The organism is Prauserella marina (genome assembly GCF_002240355.1).
Taxonomy (GTDB): Bacteria; Actinomycetota; Actinomycetes; order Mycobacteriales; family Pseudonocardiaceae; genus Prauserella_A; species Prauserella_A marina.
The window spans coordinates 5,667,743-5,686,396 of the sequence record NZ_CP016353.1 but is presented as its reverse complement, the minus strand read 5'-3'; the positions used below and the strand labels follow the sequence as shown (position 1 = coordinate 5,686,396).

The following is an 18,654-nucleotide window of genomic DNA, read 5'->3' as shown; positions in this document are numbered from 1 at the left end:
CAACAGTGGCCCCCGATGCGAACATCGGGGGCCACGTTTTTCGCCGGATCAGGCGTTGGGCTTCTTGCCGTGGTTGGCGCCGTTCTTCTTGCGGTCGCGCCGCTTCCTGGCTCGCTTGGACATGCTCACTCCTTCACAACGTGCTCGCTCCAGTGTGTCATGCGGGTGTGCCGCACCCCTCCCGGGCTGGGCGAATGTGGCTCCGCTCTGGTTTTATGGCTTGAGTCTCGTGGTGTTGATTCGCCTTCGTTCAATGTTGAGGGAGTTGCGAATGACCGAGGAAATCCGGGCCGAGATCGTCGCCAGCGTGTGGAAGGTCGCCGCCAGGGAGGGCGAGGCGATGCACAAGGGAGACACCGTGGTCATCCTCGAATCAATGAAGATGGAGATACCGGTGCTCACTGGCTCGGACGGCAAGCTCACGAGGCTGGCCGTCACGGAAGGCGATGTCGTTCAAGAAGGCGACCTGATCGCGGTGGTCGACTAGGTATGTCCACGCTCGTCGAATTGCTGGCCGAGAACACCGGCCTGCCTGGAGAATCCGCCGACCATTTGCAGATGGTGGTCGCCGAATGGCAGTTGCTCGCCGACCTTTCGTTCGCGGATTTCCTGATGTGGGTTCCCGTCGCCGAGGCTGACGGTGACTTCGTCTGTGTCGCCCAGGTGCGGCCGACCACGGCGCCGACGGCGCATCCGGAGGACGTCGTCGGTACCCGCTTCACCACCGCCGAGCATCCTCAGCTCGCCAGGGCCATGCGCGAGGTGCGCATCTGCCGCGAGGAGGACCCGCACTGGTACCGGGACCTTCCCATGCGGAGGGAAGCGATTCCGATCAAGTTCGGCGATTCGGTCATCGCGGTGTTGAGCAGGGAGACCAACCTCGCGTCGCCGAGGGTGCCGAGCCCGCTGGAGATCGCCTACCTCGGCAGCGGCGCCGATCTGTGCCAGATGATCGCCGACGGCACCTTCCCCAGTCCCGACGGCGGCACCGACGTGCACACGAGCCCGAGGGTGGGCGATGGGCTCATCCGGCTCGACCAGAGCGGCACCGTCGTGTTCGCGAGCCCCAATGGGCAATCCGCCTACCACCGGATGGGCCACGAGTCGGACCTGATCGGGACGCGGCTGGCTCCGCTCACGCGCTCGCTCATCCGCGACCCCTTTGACGCCACCGAGGTGGCGCACCGCATTCTCGACGCGCTCGACGGCAAACCGGGCAGCAGGACCGAGGTCGAATCCCGGCGAGGTGCCGTCGTGTTGTTCAGGGCGCTTCCGTTGCGTCCGGCGGGGCGTCCCGCCGGTGCGCTCGTGCTCGCCAGGGACGTGACAGAGGTCAAGCGGCGCGATCGCGCGCTGCTTTCCAAGGACGCCACCATTCGCGAGATCCACCACAGGGTCAAGAACAACCTGCAGACCGTGGCCGCGCTGTTGCGGTTGCAGTCGCGCAGAACGCCGAGTCCCGAGGCGCGGCAGGCGCTCAGCGAATCGGTCCGCAGGGTGTCCTCCATCGCGATGGTGCACGAGGCACTGTCGATGTCCGTGGATGAGCGGGTCGATCTCGACAAGCTGCTCGACAACGTGCTGCCGATGGTCGGCGACATCGCGACGGCGGAGGCTCAGGTCACGTTGTCCCGCAGCGGATCGTTCGGGGTCGTCGTCGCCGAGATCGCGACGCCGCTCGTGATGGTCGTCGCCGAACTCGTGCAGAACGCCGTGGGACACGCGTTCGCGGGCGCCCGAAAGGGCAAGGTCGAACTCGTCGTCGAGCGATCCGCGCGCTGGCTGGACGTGATGGTGCGCGACAACGGCAAGGGCTTGCCTGCCGGATTCTCGCTGGAGCGAGCGGACGGGCTCGGTCTGCAAATCGCGAGGACACTCGTGGAATCGGAATTGCGCGGCTCGTTGTCGTTGCGCAGTCTTCGCGAGGACGACGAAGTTCGCGGCGGTCACGGCAGTGGGCGCAAAGTCGGTACCGAGGCGGCATTGCGCATTCCGCTGAGCCGCCGAGGGTGACCACCTCGCCTCGGTTCCGCTGATCGGCGCTCGTCATCGGCCCGTACCGATCGACCGAGTCGTGCCATTCTCCGCTGAACCGGTTTCGCGTGCCGGTTCGATACCAGCCCGCCTCCGATTCGCCGGGTGCGGCTCCGCCGGTATCCGGCAGGCGCCTATCCCGTATCAAGTTGCGTGCGGACAGTTGTTCCGATCGCGTTTGGCTCAAACGCTTGAGGGTCGGCACCCGATACGGATGCCGACCCTCAAACCTTTTGCCAACAGGAATTGTTCTGCCAAGCAAAAGGCAATTGCTTGTGTTCTACGTCGATGCTCAGAAGTTGCTACGCGTGCCGATCTGCGCGCGCCGACGCTTGAGTGCGCGTCGCTCGTCTTCGCTCATTCCGCCCCACACACCGGCATCTTGGCCACTGGCCAGTGCCCAGGCGAGGCAGTCGGAAGCAACGGTGCAGCGGTGACACACGGACTTCGCCGCGGTGATCTGCGAGACAGCGGGGCCGCTGGTGCCCACGGGGAAGAACAGTTCCGGGTCCTCGTCTCGGCACGCCGCGCGGTGGCGCCAGTCCATTTCCTTGAACTCCTTTATAACGGCGCGGCATTCCGCGCCACAGTCGTCATGGCGGTCGTTTCTTGGGGTGCTTGTGAATGGTTTCACGAAGCACCGAGTTCGACAAGTGTTTTCGGGAGATCGGTGAGTCAGCTCACCCGCAGGAGCGACTAGCCTGACCTGCGGCTTTTCGCAGTCATCGACCCTCTGGTGCGAGGAACGGTGCGGTGAGCGGAGCTTCTCCGTCGCTGAACGGCAATATTGAGTTTGTCCCAGGTGATCAGTCAGTGCAGTTGACCGACCGCGATCGCTTATGCGGCCACGGTGAGCGCGCGAGCGACGCTCCTGAACTCCACCCGGGTTCGCTGTCCGACCAGGTCGCCGTCCACCTGCAAGTTTACGGGCTCTTGGGCGGTGACCGCGACAACAGCGACGTCGTCGTCACGCAACAACTGCTTGCCCCGGTGTTTGCCGCGCGTGCGCAGAGCCTGCCGGAGATGGCGCAGCACCGTCGGCAAAGCCATGCCCCGCAAGGCGAAAAGGCCGAGCCCGGTGTCGAAGGAACAGCCGGTGTTGAGGTGAACGGGACGGTTACCGAGATAGCTCCACGGATCCGTGTTGGAGATGAACGCCGTGCGGACCGGCACCGGTTCTTCCCCCTCGACCTCGACCGTCAATTCCGGCCTGCCGTTCGGGGGGCGCAGATAGCAGGCGAGTGCCGTGCGCATGTACAGCGAAGGGCTGGTCTGCTTTCCCCTTCGTTTCTCGACTCCCGCGACGACATCGGCGTCCCAGCCCATGCCCGCGTTGAAGGTGAACCACCTTTCGCCCGCTCTTCCGAGGCCCACCGTTCTGCTGCGCCGTTCTTCGATGGCGTTCAGCAACTGGTGGGTCGCCTCCACCGGATCGCACGGCAAGCCGAGCGCGCGGGCGAAGACATTCGCGGAACCGCCGGGAACGACCCCGAGCATCGGAACCGTCGTGTAGTTCCCCGGTCGCTCTCCGCTGTCGGCAAGGAGTCCGTTGACAACCTCGTTGATGGTCCCGTCGCCGCCGTGGGCCACGACGAGATCGACCTCGTCCCGTGCGGCCGCCCTCGCGACTGCCATCGCGTGGCCCCGGTAGTCGGTTTCGACGACGTCGAGTTTGACGTCGCTGGCCAGCGCGTGCGCGAGGACGTCACGACCACCGGGAGTGGTCGCCGTTGCCTGTGGGTTGACGACGAGGACTGCGCGCACAACCCGCAGAGTAGGTGAAGGCGGGGGCACGACGCCCGGCATCGCCCGACTAATCCTGCGAGGCTCGTCACTGCTCGCGGCCGTGCGTGGCGACGGCAAAAGAAGCGTCGCCCGCCGTTCGCCTCTCCCTTCGGGCACGCGACGTGCGCTCGTGTCCCGTGGCGTTTCCGCAGCCATCAGGACACGCGGCACACGCCGGGGACCGGCATGTGGTCGGCGGCGGCCACGCCTCGACGCGGACACCGCTGCCGTGACGAGTGCACCCCGGCCGACCGCCGGCTCATCGACGACAACCAGATCTTCACCCCCGCGGCGGCCGCTCGAAAACGGCCGACCGGGTGGCATACCATCGAAAGTGCTCACGCACGGTCATTTGACGGGAAGGCCAGTTCGTGCGACTCGCCGACATTGTTTCGCCAGCGCCTCGCGAGGTCCGCTACGCGGGGCTGCTGACCGCTTTGCCAGGGTTCGGCCTGCTCGCGATCGGCGTCATACTCGCCGTCAATCACCTCGGCGGCGCCGAGGTGCCAGGCAACAACATCTATGCCGAGATCGGCTACTACGTCGTGCTCGCGCTCGGTGTGCTCGCCTGCGCGGTCGGGCTGTTGCTCGGCAAGACGTGGGCGAGGTCGCCTTCGGTCGTCGTGGCACTCGTGCTGATCGGCGTCGGCTGGTACGCGGCCGGTCCTTCGGGGCAGGGCGGATTCGGCGTGCCGGTGATGATCGCGGGCGCGCTCGTGGTGGTGCTGTTGTTCCGTCGTGCCTCGCGGGCGTGGGTACTCGGCCAGGAGGCGGGGGAGACCGAGGAGGAAGCCGCCCGTCGTGGCGGTGCGGAGGGTCGCGCCTCCCGAAAGCAGCGATACGAGGACTGACGGCTTCCCCGCACCGGCGGCCCGCCCGCCCCTAGTTTTGTCTACTGTGGACTGACCTGTCGGTCAGATCGGGTGACTTTCCTTGGCGAGCGCGCGCAGTGGTTCGTCGGTGAGCCGGTAGGTCGTCCACTCGTCCTGTGGCAGCGCCCCGAGTGCCTTGTAGAACCCGACGGCGGGGTTCCAGTTCAGCACCGACCATTCCAGTCGCGCGTAGCCCCGCTCGACACATTCGGCGGCCAGCGCGGCGAGCAGTGCCTTGCCGAGGCCGGATCCCCGCTGTTGCGTGCTGACGTAGAGGTCTTCGAGATAGATGCCGTGTACGCCGCGCCATGTGGAGAAGTTCTTGAACCACAGCGCGAATCCGGCGACCTCGCCATCCACTTCCGCGACGTGGCCGAACAGTGCGGGAGCTTCGTTGAACAGCGCCTCGCGCAGCGCGGGTTCGGTGAGATGGCATTCCTGGGGTGCCTTCTCGTATTCGGCCAGTTCGTGAACGAGCCGGACGACGACGGCGATGTCGGCTTCGCTGACCCTTCTGATCAGGGTGGACACGCGGTTACCTCGGTTTTCTCTCGCTGATGGGGACGGACCGTCAGGATGGCGGCACGTTGAGATGATGGATCTGGGGAACGGACCGTTCGTGGCCGAGCACCGTGATGCTCGCCGGATCGAACTTGAAGTGGACCCCTCCGGTGCCGTCGAGCCCGATCCAGCGGGCGATGAGCACCCTGCTGAAGTGACCGTGCCCGACGAGTACGACCTCACGGTCGGCCAGTTCGGCGCGAATGCGGTCGAGTAGCTTGTCGGCTCTCGCGGTGACCTGCGCTGCCGACTCACCGCCGGGAACGGGGCCGGTCCACAGCGTCCAGCCCGGCACCTGCTCCCTGATGTGGTCGGTGGTGAGCCCTTCGTAGTCGCCGTAGTCCCACTCGGCGAGCTGCTCGGTGGTCTCGTCGACGGTCAGACCTGCCAGTTCGGCCGTTCGCAGCGCTCTCGCTCTCGGGCTGCTCAGTACGAGCGCGGGAGCCTCGGCGTGGTGCATGAGCGCGTAGGTGCGGCCCGCCGCGTGTGCCTGCCGCTCGCCGACGGCGGTCAGCGGCAGGTCGGTGCGTCCGGTGTGCTTGCCCACGGCCGACCACTGGGTCTGGCCGTGGCGAAGGAGTAGGAGCTCGTGCTGGTCCACAGTTGCGAATATAGGTCATCGAGATCCGCGCTCAGGCCGGTGAGATGCGCGTTCGCCGGAGTTCGCGAGGCAAGACGAGGCCCCTGGCGCCCCCGGACAGTGGTGCGACGAGTTCGACCGGCCGGGTGAACTTAACGGCGTTTACCCAGCTGACGTGAAGCGGATTCGGGATCGCGGTTGTCGACGGCGCGCACCGAGGGGAATATCGCCGCCATGCCCTCCTCCCTTTCCCGCAGGCGATTTCTCGGGTACTCCGCGCTCGGCTCCGCCGCGGCACTCGGTCTCACCACCATCGGGGTCCCCTCGGCGAGCGCGGCGGCCCGGCGTGACTCCGCGCGGGCCGTCGTGATCGGCACCGGGTACGGGGCGGCGGTCACCGCGCTGCGCCTCGGGGAGGCGGGTATCCAGACGGTCATGCTCGAAATGGGGCGGCTGTGGGAAACGCACGCCGGTGACAACGTGTTCTCCGGCATGCTCAAGCCCGACAAGCGGTCGATGTGGCTCAAGGAGCGCACGCAGATGCCGCTCGCCTCGTTCCTGTGGATCGACATCAACAGGAAGATCGAGCGCTACACCGGGGTGCTCGACCGCGTCGACCACGGCGACATGTCCGTGTACGTGGGAAGGGGCGTCGGCGGCGGCTCGCTCGTCAACGGGGCGATGGCGGTCACGCCGAGGCGGTCCTACTTCGAGGAGATCCTTCCCCAGGTCGACGCGGCCGAGATGTACCGCACCTACTTCCCGATGGCCAACGCCGCGCTCGGGGTCAACGACATCGACCCCGACTGGTTCGAGACCTGCTCCTCCTACCAGTACGCGAGGGTGTCGAGGAAGCACGCGGCGAAAGCGGGCCTCGACACCACGTTCGTGCCGAGTGTCTACGACTTCGACTACATGAAAAGGGAAGAAGCGGGTGAGGTCCCCCGTTCCGCGCTCGGCGGCGAGGTGATCTACGGCAACAACCACGGCAAGCGCTCGCTCGACAAGACCTATCTCGCCGCGGCGCTCGGCACCGGCAACGTCACCATTCGCTCGCTGCACGAGGTCAAGGCCATCAGGCGAGCGGAAGACGGCGGTTACGTGCTGACCGTCGACCGGCTCGACGACACGGGCGGCGTCACCGCGACGACCGAGCTCGCCACCAGGTACCTCTTCCTCGGTGCGGGCAGCCTCGGCTCGACCGAACTACTGCTTCGCGCCAGGGATACCGGAACCCTGCCCGACCTCGGCGCGGAGGTCGGGCAGGGCTGGGGCACCAACGGCAACGTGATGCTCGGCAGGGCCAATCACGTGTGGGACCTGACCGGCGCGTTGCAGTCGGGGATGCCCGCGCTCGGCATCGACGCGTGGGACGACCCGGTCCACCCCGTTTTCGCCGAGATCGCTCCCATGCCGGCAGGCGTCGAACTGTGGGCGAGCCTCTACCTCGCCATCACGAAGAACCCCGAGCGAGGGCACTTCACCTACGACCACGCCACCGACTCGGCGAGACTGCGGTGGCGTGCCGAACAGGGGCAGGGATCCATCGACTCGGCGAAGGCTCTCTTCGACCGCGTCAACAGGGCGAACCGCACCATCTACCGGTCCGATCTCTTCGGCGACACCCGCAAGTTCGAGAACCGTTTCACCTACCACCCGCTCGGCGGGCTCGTGCTCGGCGAGGCGACCGACAACTACGGAAGGGTGCGCGGCTACCCGAACCTCTACGTCACCGACGGCTCGCTCATTCCGGGCAGCACCGGGGTGAATCCGTTCGTGACGATCACCGCGCTCGCCGAGCGCAACATGGACCGGATTCTCGCGGAGGACCTGTGATTCAGGCGGTGGCGCGCAGCGCGGCGTAGTGCGCGGCGCACGCCTCGTAGGAAGGCAGCAGCCCGGCTTCCTTCGCCTCAGCGAGCGTCGGCGCCTTGGTGTCCTTTTCGGACAGAATGGGAGTGAGGTCGGCGGGCCACGGCAGGCCGAGGGCGGGGTCGATCGGGGTGATGCCGTGTTCGGCTCCGGGGTTGTACCCCGTCGAACACGCGTAGGCCATGACGGTGTCGTCTTCGAGCGCGATGAACCCATGGCCGAGTCCTTCCGCCACGTACACCGCGCGATAGCTCGTGCTGTCCAGTACGACCGAATCCCACCGCCCGAATGTGGGTGAGCCCACGCGGATGTCGACGATCACATCGAGAAGTGCGCCACGTGGGCAGTAGACGTACTTCGCCTGTCCTGGAGGCGTGTCGGCGAAATGAATCCCTCGAATCGTTCCCCTGCGGGAAACGCTGTGGTTGGTCTGCGCGAGCCGCAACGGATGACCGACCGTCTCGACAAAGGTCCGCTCTTGGAACGGCGCCACGAAAATCCCACGCTCATCAGGGAAAACGCGCGGGGTGAACTCGTAGGAGTCGGAAACGGCGAGCTCGCGGACATCCATGGTGGAGCAGCTTAGTACCGCCGCGCACGGCAATCCCAAGCCGGACGGTCGTCTTGCTATTGGCCCTGTGACCAGGCGAAATTCGGCGAAATCTGTGATCTCAACCGCACCCCGCACGCAAACCACCCCGCTTGCCTGTCACACTGGTCGAACCGCCGCGTCCGCGGCAACAGCCTCGACCACGGGCCTCGACGGACGCCTCGCCGACGGTCAGCGCTACAGCGTTGGTATGTCGTGTTTGAGGAGCCCAACGCAACTGGGGACACCGAGCGCGGTGACCCCTGGATTCCTTACTCTGCCTGGAGATTGACGTGTCCCAAGCTCAGGTGAGCGACGAAGAGATCTTCACCGGTCATGAGGGCGGCAAGCTCTCGGTGGCCGCCACTCGCCCCATCACCGAGGCGCGTGACCTTTCCATCGCCTACACGCCGGGCGTGGCGAAGGTGAGCCGTGCGATCGCGGAGGACAACTCCCGTGCCGCGCGCTACACCTGGGCCGACCGGCTCGTCGCCGTGGTCAGCGACGGAACCGCGGTACTCGGGCTCGGCGACATCGGCGCGAGCGCCTCGCTGCCGGTGATGGAGGGCAAGTCGGTTCTTTTCAAGACCTTCGCCGACCTGAACTCGATCCCGCTCGTGCTCGACACCACCGACGTCGACGAGATCGTCGAGACTCTCGTTCGGCTTCGGCCCTCGTTCGGCGCGGTCAACCTCGAAGACATTTCGGCGCCCCGGTGCTTCGAACTTGAGGACAAGCTCAAGGAAGCGCTCGACTGTCCGGTCATGCACGACGACCAGCACGGCACCGCGATCGTGGTGCTCGCCGCGCTGCGTGGCGCGAACATGGTGCTGGACAAGGCGATCGGCGACGAGCGCGTCGTCATCTCCGGCGCCGGAGCGGCAGGCGTGGCGTGCGCGAAGATCCTCAAGGCCGCTGGTGTCGGTGACGTGACGGTCCTCGACTCGAAGGGCATCATCCACGCGGGAAGGGACGGGCTCAACCCGGTCAAGGCGCGGCTCGCGGAGACCACCAACACGAGTGGTCTCACCGGTGGGCTCGCCGAAGCGCTCAAGGGAGCCGACGTCTTCGTCGGGCTTTCCGGATCGACGGTCGAGGAAAGCCTGCTCGAAGGCATGGCGGACAACTCGATCTTCTTCGCACTGTCCAACCCGGACCCCGAGCTGCACCCCGAGATCGCGGCGAAATACGCCTCGGTCGTGGCGACGGGACGCAGCGACTTCCCCAACCAGATCAACAACGTGCTCGCCTTTCCCGGCGTCTTCCGGGGCGCGCTCGACTCGGGTGCGAGGTCGATCACGGAGAACATGAAGCTGGCCGCTGCCGACGCGATCGCCGCTGTCGCCGCCGACAAGCTCGCCGTCGATCACATCGTGCCGAGCCCGCTCGACCCGGCGGTGGCCGTCGAGGTGGCCACCGCCGTCGCCAAGGCTGCCGCCTCGGACGGGGTCACCGCCTGAGCGCGGCCTGAACCTCCGCGATCCGGTGCCTCGGCAGGTCCACGAGCCGTAGCCCCGCGATGTCGGAGGGAGCTTGCTGCCAGAGATTGCCGAGCCGGCCGTGCGCGCGGGAGAACACCGTGTGCACGGCCGGTTTCTCGTCTCCGGCCGGTATCGCGTCGGCGACCACGATCGCGTGCTTGTTGTCGGGCGTACTCCGGCGGAGGGTGAGCCGGTACTTGCCGGCGACCAACTCGGTGAGGGCGGCCTGAGCTTTCGCGTTGCCGAGATCGGGGTGCGCGTTGGGCAGCAGCAGCGCGAGGCGGGTCGCGTTGAAGCCGAGCAGGACCCTGAGCAACCACGGCCCAGGGTCGGCGCTGAGGTCGATCGCGACCGCCGTGCCTTCCGGCACCGGCGAAGGCGTGGTCCAGTCGATACCGCGTTCCTCGACCGGCAGCCCGGTTTCCGATGCGCGGCCGAGCAACGCCTCGCGCAGTGCCGCCGGTGTCTCGCGCGCTTCGACCGACTGCGGGCCGTGGGTGTAGATGCCGGGCCGCTGCCCCTTCCGCTGTTTCGCTACCTTGCCCTGCTTGCCCGAGCGGGCAGTCGGCTGGCATACGTAGAGATCGGCCGCGCTTCCGATCGCCTGCGCGCCGGTGTAGCGGTTGAAGTTCGGGATGATCGCCTCGAAGGTGAGGCCCAGCGCGGTGAGCGCCAGCTGCACCTGGTGGCCGAGCGCTGGATGCCGGACGCTGTAGCCATAGGCAAGCACGAGCCGTCCCTGTTGTGGTTCGGCGAGGCATTCGATGCCGCGCGAGGCGAACAATCCCATGCCTTCCCTGGTGTAGGGCGGATCGCTGAACACAACGTCGGAGCTGCCTGCCACCGCGAGCGGGAGCCCGAACCGGAGATCGGCGTGCACCGTGCGGATGCTTCGGTCACCGTGCCGGTCGATGTATTCGAGCACCCGGTCGTCGACGTCGACGACCGTCAGGTGCGCCGAGGGGGCGACGGCTCTGACCGCGAGTGAGGTCAGATCGTGGTCGCCGAGGAAAAGCAGCCTGGCCGAGCGAAGGTCGTACTGCTCGGCGAGCCAGCTCGCCCTGCGCAGCGCGGTGTCCGGGGTCGCCTGGACGTGGTCGAGCGCGGGCAGCGCGGCCGGTACGTCCTCGACGAGCGCGGCCAGCTTCGCGGCGACCTCCTCGCCGGGGTCCGCCGGTGGAGTCGCCAGCTCCCGGTAACGGTCGACGGCGTCCTCGCGCAACCGCATCGCGGCGCCGTCCTTTTCCAGGTCACCGTCGAGCGCGGTCAGCAGATCCTCGACACTCCTTCTCGGCGCGGCCGTCGCGCTCACCAGCTCGTCGAGGTCCCGCCAGCCACTGCTCAACAGGGTGATCGCGAGCCTGAGTGGGGGTGCCGAAATGCCGAATGCCTGGCTCACCGAAGTCACCCTGTCAGCCTAGAGCCCGGTTTGACACGCCATCCGGGCAGCGTGAATGTCCTGCCTCAGCAGCTCAGGTCGGTTACCGTCGGCCTCTGTCTAGAGGGGAGCGGCATGGGAATCGAGTTCCGCGGGGTGACCAAGAGGTACCCGGACGGCACCGTCGCCGTCGACAACCTCGACCTGGTGATCGACGACGGCACGATCACCGTACTGGTCGGCCCCTCAGGGTGTGGCAAGACGACGTCGCTTCGCATGATCAACAGAATGATCGAACCGACGTCCGGTTCGATCCTGCTGGACGAAGAGGACGTTCGTGATTCGGACGCCGCCGTACTGCGAAGAGGGATCGGCTACGTCATCCAGAGCGCCGGATTGTTTCCACATCGGACGGTGCTGAGCAACATCGCGACGGTGCCGATGTTGTCAGGGTGGGATCGCCGCAAAGCGAGGCGCAGGGCAAAGGAACTCCTCGAAACGGTCGGCCTTCCTCCCGAACTCGGCAAGCGGTACCCAGCCCAGCTTTCCGGCGGGCAGCAGCAGCGGGTCGGGGTCGCCCGCGCGCTCGCCGCCGATTCACCTGTTCTGCTGATGGACGAACCGTTCTCGGCGGTCGATCCCGTTGTGCGGGAAGGGTTGCAGACCGAGTTGCTGCGGCTCCAGTCCCGGCTCGGCAAGACCATCGTGTTCGTCACCCACGACATCGACGAGGCCATCCGGCTCGGCGACAAGGTAGCCGTGTTCAGGGTCGGCGGACGGCTCGCGCAATACGGAACGCCGTCCGACGTTCTTCGCCATCCCGTCGACGACTTCGTGTCGGGTTTCGTCGGCAAGGATCGTGGCTACCGGGGGCTTTCCTTCCTGCCGGCCGACGGGCTCGAACCGGAGAAGGTGCCGCAGGCACTGGTCGGTGGCAAGCCGGGGGCGCCACGCAATTATTGGCAGCTCGCCGTGAACCAGGAGGGACAGCCTCGGGGGTGGCTCGCTCCACTTTCCATTGTGGAGGGCGATCTCACCGAGGCCGACCTGGTGGCAGGCGGTTCGCTCTACGAGTGGGGAACGCCGGTGCGGGGCGCGCTGGACGCGGCGCTGTCCTCGCCGTCGGGGCTCGGGGTCGTCGTCGGTGACGACGGTGTCGTGATGGGAGTCGTCACCGCACGGCACGTACTCGACGTCATCGAGGGTGCCTCCGGCGAGGGGACCGGCGCATGAGTTTCCTCGACGAACTGGGGAGTTTTCTCGGCAGCGCGAACAACCGCGCCCAGATTCTCGGCGACCTGCTCGAACACTGTTATCTCGCGCTGGTTCCGCTCGTCGTCGGAGTCGTCATCGCCATCGTGCTGTGCTGGCTGGGCAGAACGTGGCGGCCGATGCGCGGGGTGCTGCTCGCCCTCGCCAACGTGGTGTACACGATTCCCTCGCTCGCGTTGTTCGTCGTCATCCCCAGCGTCATCGGGACGAAGATCCTCGACAGCATCAACGTCGTGGTCGCGTTGACCCTCTACACCTCGGCTCTGCTGATCAGGCCGACCCTCGACGCGCTCGAAGCCGTCCCGCAGCAGGTGATCGCGTCGGCGACGGCCATGGGGTACCGGCCTGCCCGCCGGTTTTTCGCGGTGGAACTCCCGCTCGCCGTCCCCGTGCTCACCGCGGGAGTGCGGGTGGCCTCGGTCAGCAACATCAGCCTGGTCAGCGTCGGCGCGCTCATCGGGGTCGGCGGACTCGGCGTGCTGTTCACGGACGGTTTTCAGCGCGAGTACTTCTCGCCGATCGTCGTCGGCATCGTGCTGACCCTCGTGCTCGCGCTCGTCGTCGATCTGCTGCTCGTACTGCTGCGCAGGATGTTGACGCCGTGGGAGCGGGCATCGGCTTCCGGTCGAAGGGCGGTACCGGCATGATTTCCGAGATCGGCGACTGGTTTTCCGATCCGGCGAACTGGCGGGGAGCCGACGGCGTGCCGGCCAGGCTCATCGAGCACTGCGCCTACGTCGGAATCGCGCTGGTGCTCGCGGCGATCATCGCGATTCCGCTCGGTCTTTTCGTCGGGCACACCGGTCGCGGCGCGACACTTCTCGTCGGTTCGGGCAACGCCATCCGCGCGCTGCCGACGCTCGGCCTCGTCACGTTCCTCTTCCTGCTGATCCCCAAGAGCACCGTGGCCGCGATCATCGGTCTCGTCGTGCTCGCCATCCCGCCGATACTCGCGGGCACGTACGCGGGACTCCAGGCGGTAGCCGACGATGTCGTCGACGCCGCGGAAGGCATGGGAATGCGTGGCATGCAACGACTGTGGCAGGTCGAGGTACCGATCTCGCTGCCGCTGTTGCTCGGCGGCATCCGCAACGCGGTACTCCAGCTCGTCGCCACCGCCGCCGTCGCGGCCTACGTCGGTCTCGGTGGTCTCGGCAGATTCCTGCTCGACGGTCTGGCCATTTTGGACTACGGCGAGGTCGCGGCCGGTGCCGTGCTCACCACCGCGCTCGCGATCGTGCTCGACGTGGTACTCGCGTTCGGCCAGCGCCTGCTCACTCCGAAAGGGGTGCGGATCGCCGTCAAGGCGCGCCGCCCCTCGGCCAAGGAGGTGGTCGCATGACGAACCGGAACCGGATCGGCATGGCACTGCTGGCTTTCGCGATGCTGCTGACCGCGTGCGGCAACCCGCTCGAAGGCGGCGCGGAAGGCGGGGCGGGCGGCGACATCGTCATCGGAGCCTCCGACGTGGGGGAAAGCCTGCTGCTGGCCGAGATCTACGCCGGTGCGCTGCGCAACGCGGGGGCGGACAACGTGACCGTCCGGCCTCCGGTCGGCGGCAGGGAGGTCGTCGTGCAGGCGTTGCGCGATCGTTCACTGACCCTTGTGCCCGACTACAGCGGAAATCTGCTGCGCTACTTCGACGACGACAACGAGGCGACGACGCCTGAGGCGGTCTACACCGAGCTGCGCAAGGTGCTGCCGGAGCAGTTCGAAGTCCTCGACCAGGCCCCCGCGCAGAACACCGACGTGCTCGTGGTGCGCGAAGACCTCGCGGACAAAGGGATCCGGACCATCTCCGACCTCGCGCCCCGGTGCGAGCAGCTCACCTTCGGCGGTCCAGGCCAGTGGGCAGACCGGTGGAAGGCCAAGATCAAGCAGCTGTACGACTGCGAGTTCGCGGCCATCACCGTCACCGACACCGGAGGGCCGGTCACCGTCGCGGCACTGCGTTCCGGCGAGGTGCAGGTCGCCGACCTGTTCAGCACCTCGGCAACGATCGGCGCCAACGGGTTCGTCCCGCTCGACGACGACAAGAACATGTTTCCCGCGCAGAACATCGTCCCGCTCGTCGCGAAAGGGGCGTTGTCGCAACGGGAATCCGACGCGCTCGACGCGTTGTCGGCCGTGCTCACCACCGACAAGCTGACCGAGTTGAACGTGCAGTACTCCGAGCGCAAGCGTAACCCGCTCGACATCGCCGAGGACTTCCTGCGGGACAACGGACTCAGCTGAAAGCGGACGGCCCCCGAACCCAAGGGTTCGGGGGCCGTCCGGTCAAGCCGTCAGCCGAGTGCCTTGGCGATGATCGCCTTCTGCTCGACCTCGTGGACCTTCGAGGAACCAGCCGAAGGCGCGGCCATCGGGCGCCGTGCGTAGACCTGGAGCCCGCCGAACACCTCCGGCATCCTCCTCGGCAGGTTCAGCCCGAAGAACGGCCACGCGCCCTGGTTTTCCGGCTCCTCCTGAACCCAGGCGATTTCCTTCGCGCCCGTGTAGCGCTCGATCGCCGCGGTCAGCTTGCGCTTCGGCAACGGGTAGTACTGCTCGACCCGCACGATGGCGACGTCGTCGATCTGCTGCTTCTCGCGCTCGACCAGCAGCTCCCAGTACATCTTGCCCGAGGTCAGCAGCACCTTGCGCACCTTGGCGGGGTCGAGGTGCGCGTCGTCGATCACCGAGAGGAACTTCGACTGGTCGGTGAACTCCTCGACGGTGGACTTCACGTTCTTGTCGCGAAGCAGCCGCTTCGGGGTGAAGACGATCAGCGGCCTGTTGACGCCGTCGAGCGCGTGCCTGCGCAGCAGGTGGAAGTAGTTGGCTGGGGTGGACGGCACGGCGACCGTCATCGAGCCCTCGGCGCAGAGCTGGAGGAACCGCTCGATCCGGCCGGACGTGTGGTCGGGGCCCTGTCCCTCGTGGCCGTGCGGCAGCAGCAGCACGACGTCGGAGAGCTGGCCCCACTTGGCCTCGCCGGAGGAGATGTACTCGTCGATGACCGTCTGCGCGCCGTTGACGAAGTCGCCGAACTGCGCCTCCCACATCACGAGCGCCTCGGAGTTGGCGACCGAGTAGCCGTACTCGAAGCCGACGGCCGCGTACTCGGAAAGCGCCGAGTCGTAGATCATGACCCTGCCCTGGTCGTCGGCCAGGTTTTGCAGCGGCGAGTACTCCTGACCGGTCTTGCGGTCGATGAGCACGGAGTGCCGCTGCGTGAAGGTGCCCCTTCGCGAGTCCTGACCGGAGAGCCGCACGAGCCTGCCCTCGATGGCGAGCGAGCCGAAAGCCAGCAGTTCGCCGAACGCCCAGTCGATGCCGCCCTCGCGGGACATCTTCGCGCGCCGCTCCATCACCGGCTTGACCCTCGGGTGCGGGGTGAAGCCGTCCGGAACGTTGATGAACGCGTCGCCGACGCGCTCAAGGACCTCGCGCGAGATCGCCGTCGGAACCTTGGCGGGAACCTGCTGCTCACCCTCGACCGAAGGGCTCGGCGAGATCGGGTGCTTCTCCAGTTCGCGCACCTCGTTGAAGACGTGTTCGAGCTGGCTGGAGAAGTCCCGCAGCGCGGCCTCCGCCTCGTCCATGGAGATGTCCCCACGGCCGATCAGCGACTCGGTGTAGGTCTTCCTGACGCTGCGCTTGGTGTCGATGATGTCGTACATCGCGGGCTGGGTCATCGAGGGGTCGTCGCCCTCGTTGTGACCCCGCCTGCGGTAGCAGATCATGTCGATCACGACGTCCTTGTTGAACGCCTGCCGGTACTCGACCGCGAGGCGGGCGACCCAGTAGGCGGCCTCGGGGTCGTCGCCGTTGACGTGGAAGATCGGCGCGCCGATCATCTTCGCGACGTCGGTGGCGTACTGCGAGGAGCGGGAGTTCTCCGGCGCGGTCGTGAAGCCGACCTGGTTGTTGATCACCACGTGCACGGTGCCGCCGGTGCGGTAGCCGCGCAGCAGCGCGAGGTTCAGCGTCTCCGCGACGACACCCTGACCGGCGAAGGCCGCGTCACCGTGCAGCAGAACGGGCAGCACGGTGAACCCGCCCGAAGCGCGGTCGCCCTTGTCGAGGATGTCCTGCTTGGCCCTGACGATGCCTTCGAGGACGGGGTCGACGGTCTCAAGGTGCGAGGGGTTGGCGGTCAGCGAGACCTTGGTCTCACCGTCGCCGAACATGCGGAAGTACTTGCCCTCCGCGCCGAGGTGGTACTTGACGTCGCCGGAGCCGTGCGCCTGACCTGGGTCGAGGTTGCCCTCGAACTCCTGGAAGATCTGCGATATCGGCTTGCCGACGATGTTGGCGAGGACGTTGAGCCTGCCTCGGTGGGGCATGCCGATGACGACCTCGTCGAGCTCGTGTTCGGCCGCCTTGTCCAGCACCGTGTCCAGCAGCGGGATGACGGTCTCGCCACCTTCGAGCGAGAACCGCTTCTGCCCGACGTACTTGGTCTGCAGGAACGTCTCGAACGCCTCGGACGCGTTGAGCTTGGAAAGGATGTACTTCTGTACCGCTGCTTCCGGCTTCTCGTGCCTGACCTCGACGCGGTCCTGGATCCAGCGCCGCTCGTCGGGGTCGAGGATGTGCGTGTACTCGACGCCGACGGTGCGGCAGTAGGAGTCGCGCAGCACGCCGAGGATGTCGCGCAGCTTCATGCGCTGCTGTCCCGCGAAACCGCCGACGGCGAACTCGCGGTCCAGGTCCCACAGAGTCAGCCCGTGGGAGAGGACGTCGAGGTCCTCGTGCCTGCGCTGGCGGTAGTTCAGCGGATCGGTGTCGGCCATCAGGTGGCCGCGCGTGCGGTAGGCGTCGATCAGTTCGAGCACCCGCGCCGTCTTGTCGATCTCGCCTTCGGGGATGTCGTTGACCCAGCGCACCGGCTCGTACGGCAGCCGGAGCGACGTGAAGATGTCGTCGTAGAACCCGTCGCCGCCGAGCAGCAGCTCGTGGATGCGCTTGAGGTACTCGCCCGACTCGGCGCCCTGGATGATCCGGTGGTCGTAGGTCGAGGTCAGCGTCATGATCTTGCTGACGCCGAGGTCGACGAGCGTCTTCTCGCTCGTGCCCTCGAACGCGGCCGGGTACTGCATCGCGCCGACGCCGATGATGGCGCCCTGGCCCGCTTGCAGCCTCGGCACGGAGTGGTTGGTGCCGATGCCGCCGGGATTGGTCAGCGAGATCGTCGTTCCGGCGAAGTCGTCGGCGGTCAGCTTGTTGTTGCGCGCCTTCTTGACGATGTCCTCGTATGCCTGCCAGAACTGGAGGAACGTCATGTTCTCCGTGTTCTTGATGGAGGCGACGACCAGCGTGCGCTGGCCCTCCTTGCCCTTCATGTCGATGGCGAGGCCGAGGTTGACGTGCTCGGGGGTGACGGCGTTCGGCTTACCGTCGACAACCTCGTAGTGCCGGTTCATGTTCGGGAAGTCGCGCAGTCCCCGCACCATCGCGTAACCGATGAGGTGCGTGAAGGAGATCTTCCCTCCGCGCGTGCGCTTGAGGTGGTTGTTGATGACGATGCGGTTGTCCGCCATGAGCTTGGCGGGCACCGCGCGCACACTGGTTGCCGTCGGGACGGTCAGCGACGCGTCCATGTTCTTCGCGATGGCGGCGGCCGCGCCACGCAGCGGCTTGCGCTCGGCTCCCGACGACTTGGAGTCGTCGGACTTGGCGGATTTCGCGGCGGGTGCGCTCTTGGCTGGCGCTGCCTTGGCAGGGGTCGCCTTGGCGGGAGCAGCCTTCGCGGTCTCGGCGGGTTTCGCCGGAGGAGCGGGCTGTGCCTTTTGTGCCGGTTGCGCTGGTTGAGCGGCGGGGCGCGCGGGTGGCGGCGTGCTCGCCTGATTCGCGGCTGCCTTGCCGTTGCCGTCCGCGGTTCCCTGCTTCGACTCGCCTCCTTGTGTCGGCGTGAAGTCGGCAAAGAAGTCATGCCACGCGGCGTCTACTGAGGATGGGTCGGCGAGGAACTGGTCGTACATTTCCTCGACGAGCCATTCGTTTGGGCCGAACTGTGACGCAGGGCTGCTGCTGGACACGGCTTGGACTCGCCTCTATCCGTCTCGATCTGGTTGTCCGATTACGCGCCTACCAGGCTAACCCCCTCGTACAAGCCCTTGTCACCGAAGTCCGGCAACGGAGCCGGGCGAGCCTTGGCATATGTCACTTAATCGATTATGCGATCGATTCCGATCAAGGTCCGGTGTTCGGCCGAGTGCGGTTCGTGGTGGCCTTGCGGCCCGATC

General features: G+C 66.7%; 17 protein-coding genes. 9 read left to right on the top strand and 8 right to left on the bottom strand.

From position 1 onward, the window contains the following. Positions 1-48: 48 nt before the first annotated feature. Entirely contained in the window at positions 49-123 is a 75-nt protein-coding gene (locus tag BAY61_RS34090) for a 50S ribosomal protein bL37 (RefSeq protein WP_098515123.1), read from the bottom strand. A gap of 148 nt (positions 124-271) precedes the next feature. Between BAY61_RS34090 and BAY61_RS26230 the strand changes: the two genes are divergently transcribed. Together BAY61_RS26230 and BAY61_RS26225 are read left to right on the top strand one after the other, a co-directional pair. Then, positions 272-487: a biotin/lipoyl-binding carrier protein gene (locus BAY61_RS26230; protein WP_091809356.1), complete on the top strand. Its 216-nt coding sequence runs from the start codon at positions 272-274 to the stop codon at positions 485-487. A gap of 2 nt (positions 488-489) precedes the next feature. Beyond that, positions 490-2,013, top strand: coding sequence for a sensor histidine kinase (locus BAY61_RS26225; protein ID WP_091809358.1), 1,524 nt, complete (start codon positions 490-492; stop codon positions 2,011-2,013). A 313-nt stretch (positions 2,014-2,326) separates the two neighbouring features. Here the strand turns inward: BAY61_RS26225 and BAY61_RS26220 are convergent, their stop codons facing one another. Both BAY61_RS26220 and BAY61_RS26215 read right to left on the bottom strand, forming a co-directional pair. Then, positions 2,327-2,581, bottom strand: coding sequence for a WhiB family transcriptional regulator (locus tag BAY61_RS26220; protein ID WP_091809360.1), 255 nt, complete (start codon positions 2,579-2,581; stop codon positions 2,327-2,329). Positions 2,582-2,871: 290 nt separating this feature from the next. After that, positions 2,872-3,798, bottom strand: a complete 927-nt coding sequence (locus tag BAY61_RS26215) for a diacylglycerol/lipid kinase family protein (protein ID WP_091809362.1) — start codon at positions 3,796-3,798, stop codon at positions 2,872-2,874. Between the two features lie 392 nt (positions 3,799-4,190). On the opposite strand from BAY61_RS26215, the gene BAY61_RS26210 reads away from it, so the two are divergent. Beyond that, the gene (locus BAY61_RS26210) at positions 4,191-4,670 is read left to right on the top strand and encodes a hypothetical protein (protein ID WP_091809364.1); all 480 of its coding nucleotides are present in this window, start codon (positions 4,191-4,193) and stop codon (positions 4,668-4,670) included. Positions 4,671-4,733: 63 nt separating this feature from the next. On the opposite strand, the gene BAY61_RS26205 is transcribed toward BAY61_RS26210, so the two are convergent. Together BAY61_RS26205 and BAY61_RS26200 are read right to left on the bottom strand one after the other, a co-directional pair. After that, on the bottom strand, positions 4,734-5,222 hold the full coding sequence (locus BAY61_RS26205; RefSeq protein ID WP_091809366.1) for a GNAT family N-acetyltransferase: 489 nt from the start codon (positions 5,220-5,222) through the stop codon (positions 4,734-4,736). A 40-nt stretch (positions 5,223-5,262) separates the two neighbouring features. Further along, positions 5,263-5,853 (bottom strand): acid phosphatase, encoded by a 591-nt coding sequence (locus BAY61_RS26200; RefSeq protein ID WP_091809367.1) that lies wholly within the window; start codon positions 5,851-5,853, stop codon positions 5,263-5,265. 213 nt (positions 5,854-6,066) lie between these two features. Here BAY61_RS26200 and BAY61_RS26195 point away from each other — a divergent pair, with 213 nt between their 5' ends. After that, positions 6,067-7,668 carry a GMC oxidoreductase gene (locus BAY61_RS26195; RefSeq protein WP_091809370.1) on the top strand — a complete coding sequence of 534 codons (1,602 nt, stop codon included), beginning with the start codon at positions 6,067-6,069 and terminating at the stop codon, positions 7,666-7,668. Position 7,669: 1 nt separating this feature from the next. Here the strand turns inward: BAY61_RS26195 and rfbC are convergent, their stop codons facing one another. Further along, entirely contained in the window at positions 7,670-8,275 is a 606-nt protein-coding gene (rfbC, locus tag BAY61_RS26190) for a dTDP-4-dehydrorhamnose 3,5-epimerase (RefSeq protein WP_091809372.1), read from the bottom strand. A 311-nt stretch (positions 8,276-8,586) separates the two neighbouring features. Here rfbC and BAY61_RS26185 point away from each other — a divergent pair, with 311 nt between their 5' ends. Then, the gene (locus BAY61_RS26185) at positions 8,587-9,753 is read left to right on the top strand and encodes an NAD(P)-dependent malic enzyme (protein ID WP_245865442.1); all 1,167 of its coding nucleotides are present in this window, start codon (positions 8,587-8,589) and stop codon (positions 9,751-9,753) included. Here the strand turns inward: BAY61_RS26185 and BAY61_RS26180 are convergent. Continuing rightward, positions 9,743-11,182: a bis-aminopropyl spermidine synthase family protein gene (locus BAY61_RS26180; protein WP_245865440.1), complete on the bottom strand. Its 1,440-nt coding sequence runs from the start codon at positions 11,180-11,182 to the stop codon at positions 9,743-9,745. The genes BAY61_RS26185 and BAY61_RS26180 overlap by 11 nt on opposite strands. A 105-nt stretch (positions 11,183-11,287) precedes the next feature. Between BAY61_RS26180 and BAY61_RS26175 the strand changes: the two genes are divergently transcribed. The 4 genes from BAY61_RS26175 to BAY61_RS26160 are packed head-to-tail and all read left to right on the top strand — an operon-like array spanning position 11,288 to position 14,659. After that, on the top strand, positions 11,288-12,385 hold the full coding sequence (locus BAY61_RS26175; protein WP_091809376.1) for an ABC transporter ATP-binding protein: 1,098 nt from the start codon (positions 11,288-11,290) through the stop codon (positions 12,383-12,385). Then, positions 12,382-13,071: an ABC transporter permease gene (locus tag BAY61_RS26170; RefSeq protein WP_091809378.1), complete on the top strand. Its 690-nt coding sequence runs from the start codon at positions 12,382-12,384 to the stop codon at positions 13,069-13,071. Before BAY61_RS26175 ends, BAY61_RS26170 begins: the two co-directional genes overlap by 4 nt. Next, entirely contained in the window at positions 13,068-13,766 is a 699-nt protein-coding gene (locus BAY61_RS26165) for an ABC transporter permease (protein ID WP_091809490.1), read from the top strand. Before BAY61_RS26170 ends, BAY61_RS26165 begins: the two co-directional genes overlap by 4 nt. Next, on the top strand, positions 13,763-14,659 hold the full coding sequence (locus BAY61_RS26160; protein WP_091809380.1) for an ABC transporter substrate-binding protein: 897 nt from the start codon (positions 13,763-13,765) through the stop codon (positions 14,657-14,659). Before BAY61_RS26165 ends, BAY61_RS26160 begins: the two co-directional genes overlap by 4 nt. A gap of 50 nt (positions 14,660-14,709) precedes the next feature. Here the strand turns inward: BAY61_RS26160 and BAY61_RS26155 are convergent, their stop codons facing one another. Then, positions 14,710-18,447: a multifunctional oxoglutarate decarboxylase/oxoglutarate dehydrogenase thiamine pyrophosphate-binding subunit/dihydrolipoyllysine-residue succinyltransferase subunit gene (locus BAY61_RS26155; RefSeq protein WP_091809381.1), complete on the bottom strand. Its 3,738-nt coding sequence runs from the start codon at positions 18,445-18,447 to the stop codon at positions 14,710-14,712. Between the last annotated feature and the right edge of the window lie 207 nt (positions 18,448-18,654).

Coding starts and splice junctions, on each gene's coding strand:
- BAY61_RS26230 (WP_091809356.1), top strand. CDS start 272: ATGACCGAGGAAATCCGGGCCGAGATCGTCGCCAGCGTGTGGAAGGTC.
- BAY61_RS26225 (WP_091809358.1), top strand. CDS start 490: ATGTCCACGCTCGTCGAATTGCTGGCCGAGAACACCGGCCTGCCTGGA.
- BAY61_RS26220 (WP_091809360.1), bottom strand. CDS start 2,581: ATGGACTGGCGCCACCGCGCGGCGTGCCGAGACGAGGACCCGGAACTG.
- BAY61_RS26195 (WP_091809370.1), top strand. CDS start 6,067: ATGCCCTCCTCCCTTTCCCGCAGGCGATTTCTCGGGTACTCCGCGCTC.
- rfbC (WP_091809372.1), bottom strand. CDS start 8,275: ATGGATGTCCGCGAGCTCGCCGTTTCCGACTCCTACGAGTTCACCCCG.
- BAY61_RS26175 (WP_091809376.1), top strand. CDS start 11,288: ATGGGAATCGAGTTCCGCGGGGTGACCAAGAGGTACCCGGACGGCACC.
- BAY61_RS26170 (WP_091809378.1), top strand. CDS start 12,382: ATGAGTTTCCTCGACGAACTGGGGAGTTTTCTCGGCAGCGCGAACAAC.
- BAY61_RS26165 (WP_091809490.1), top strand. CDS start 13,068: ATGATTTCCGAGATCGGCGACTGGTTTTCCGATCCGGCGAACTGGCGG.
- BAY61_RS26160 (WP_091809380.1), top strand. CDS start 13,763: ATGACGAACCGGAACCGGATCGGCATGGCACTGCTGGCTTTCGCGATG.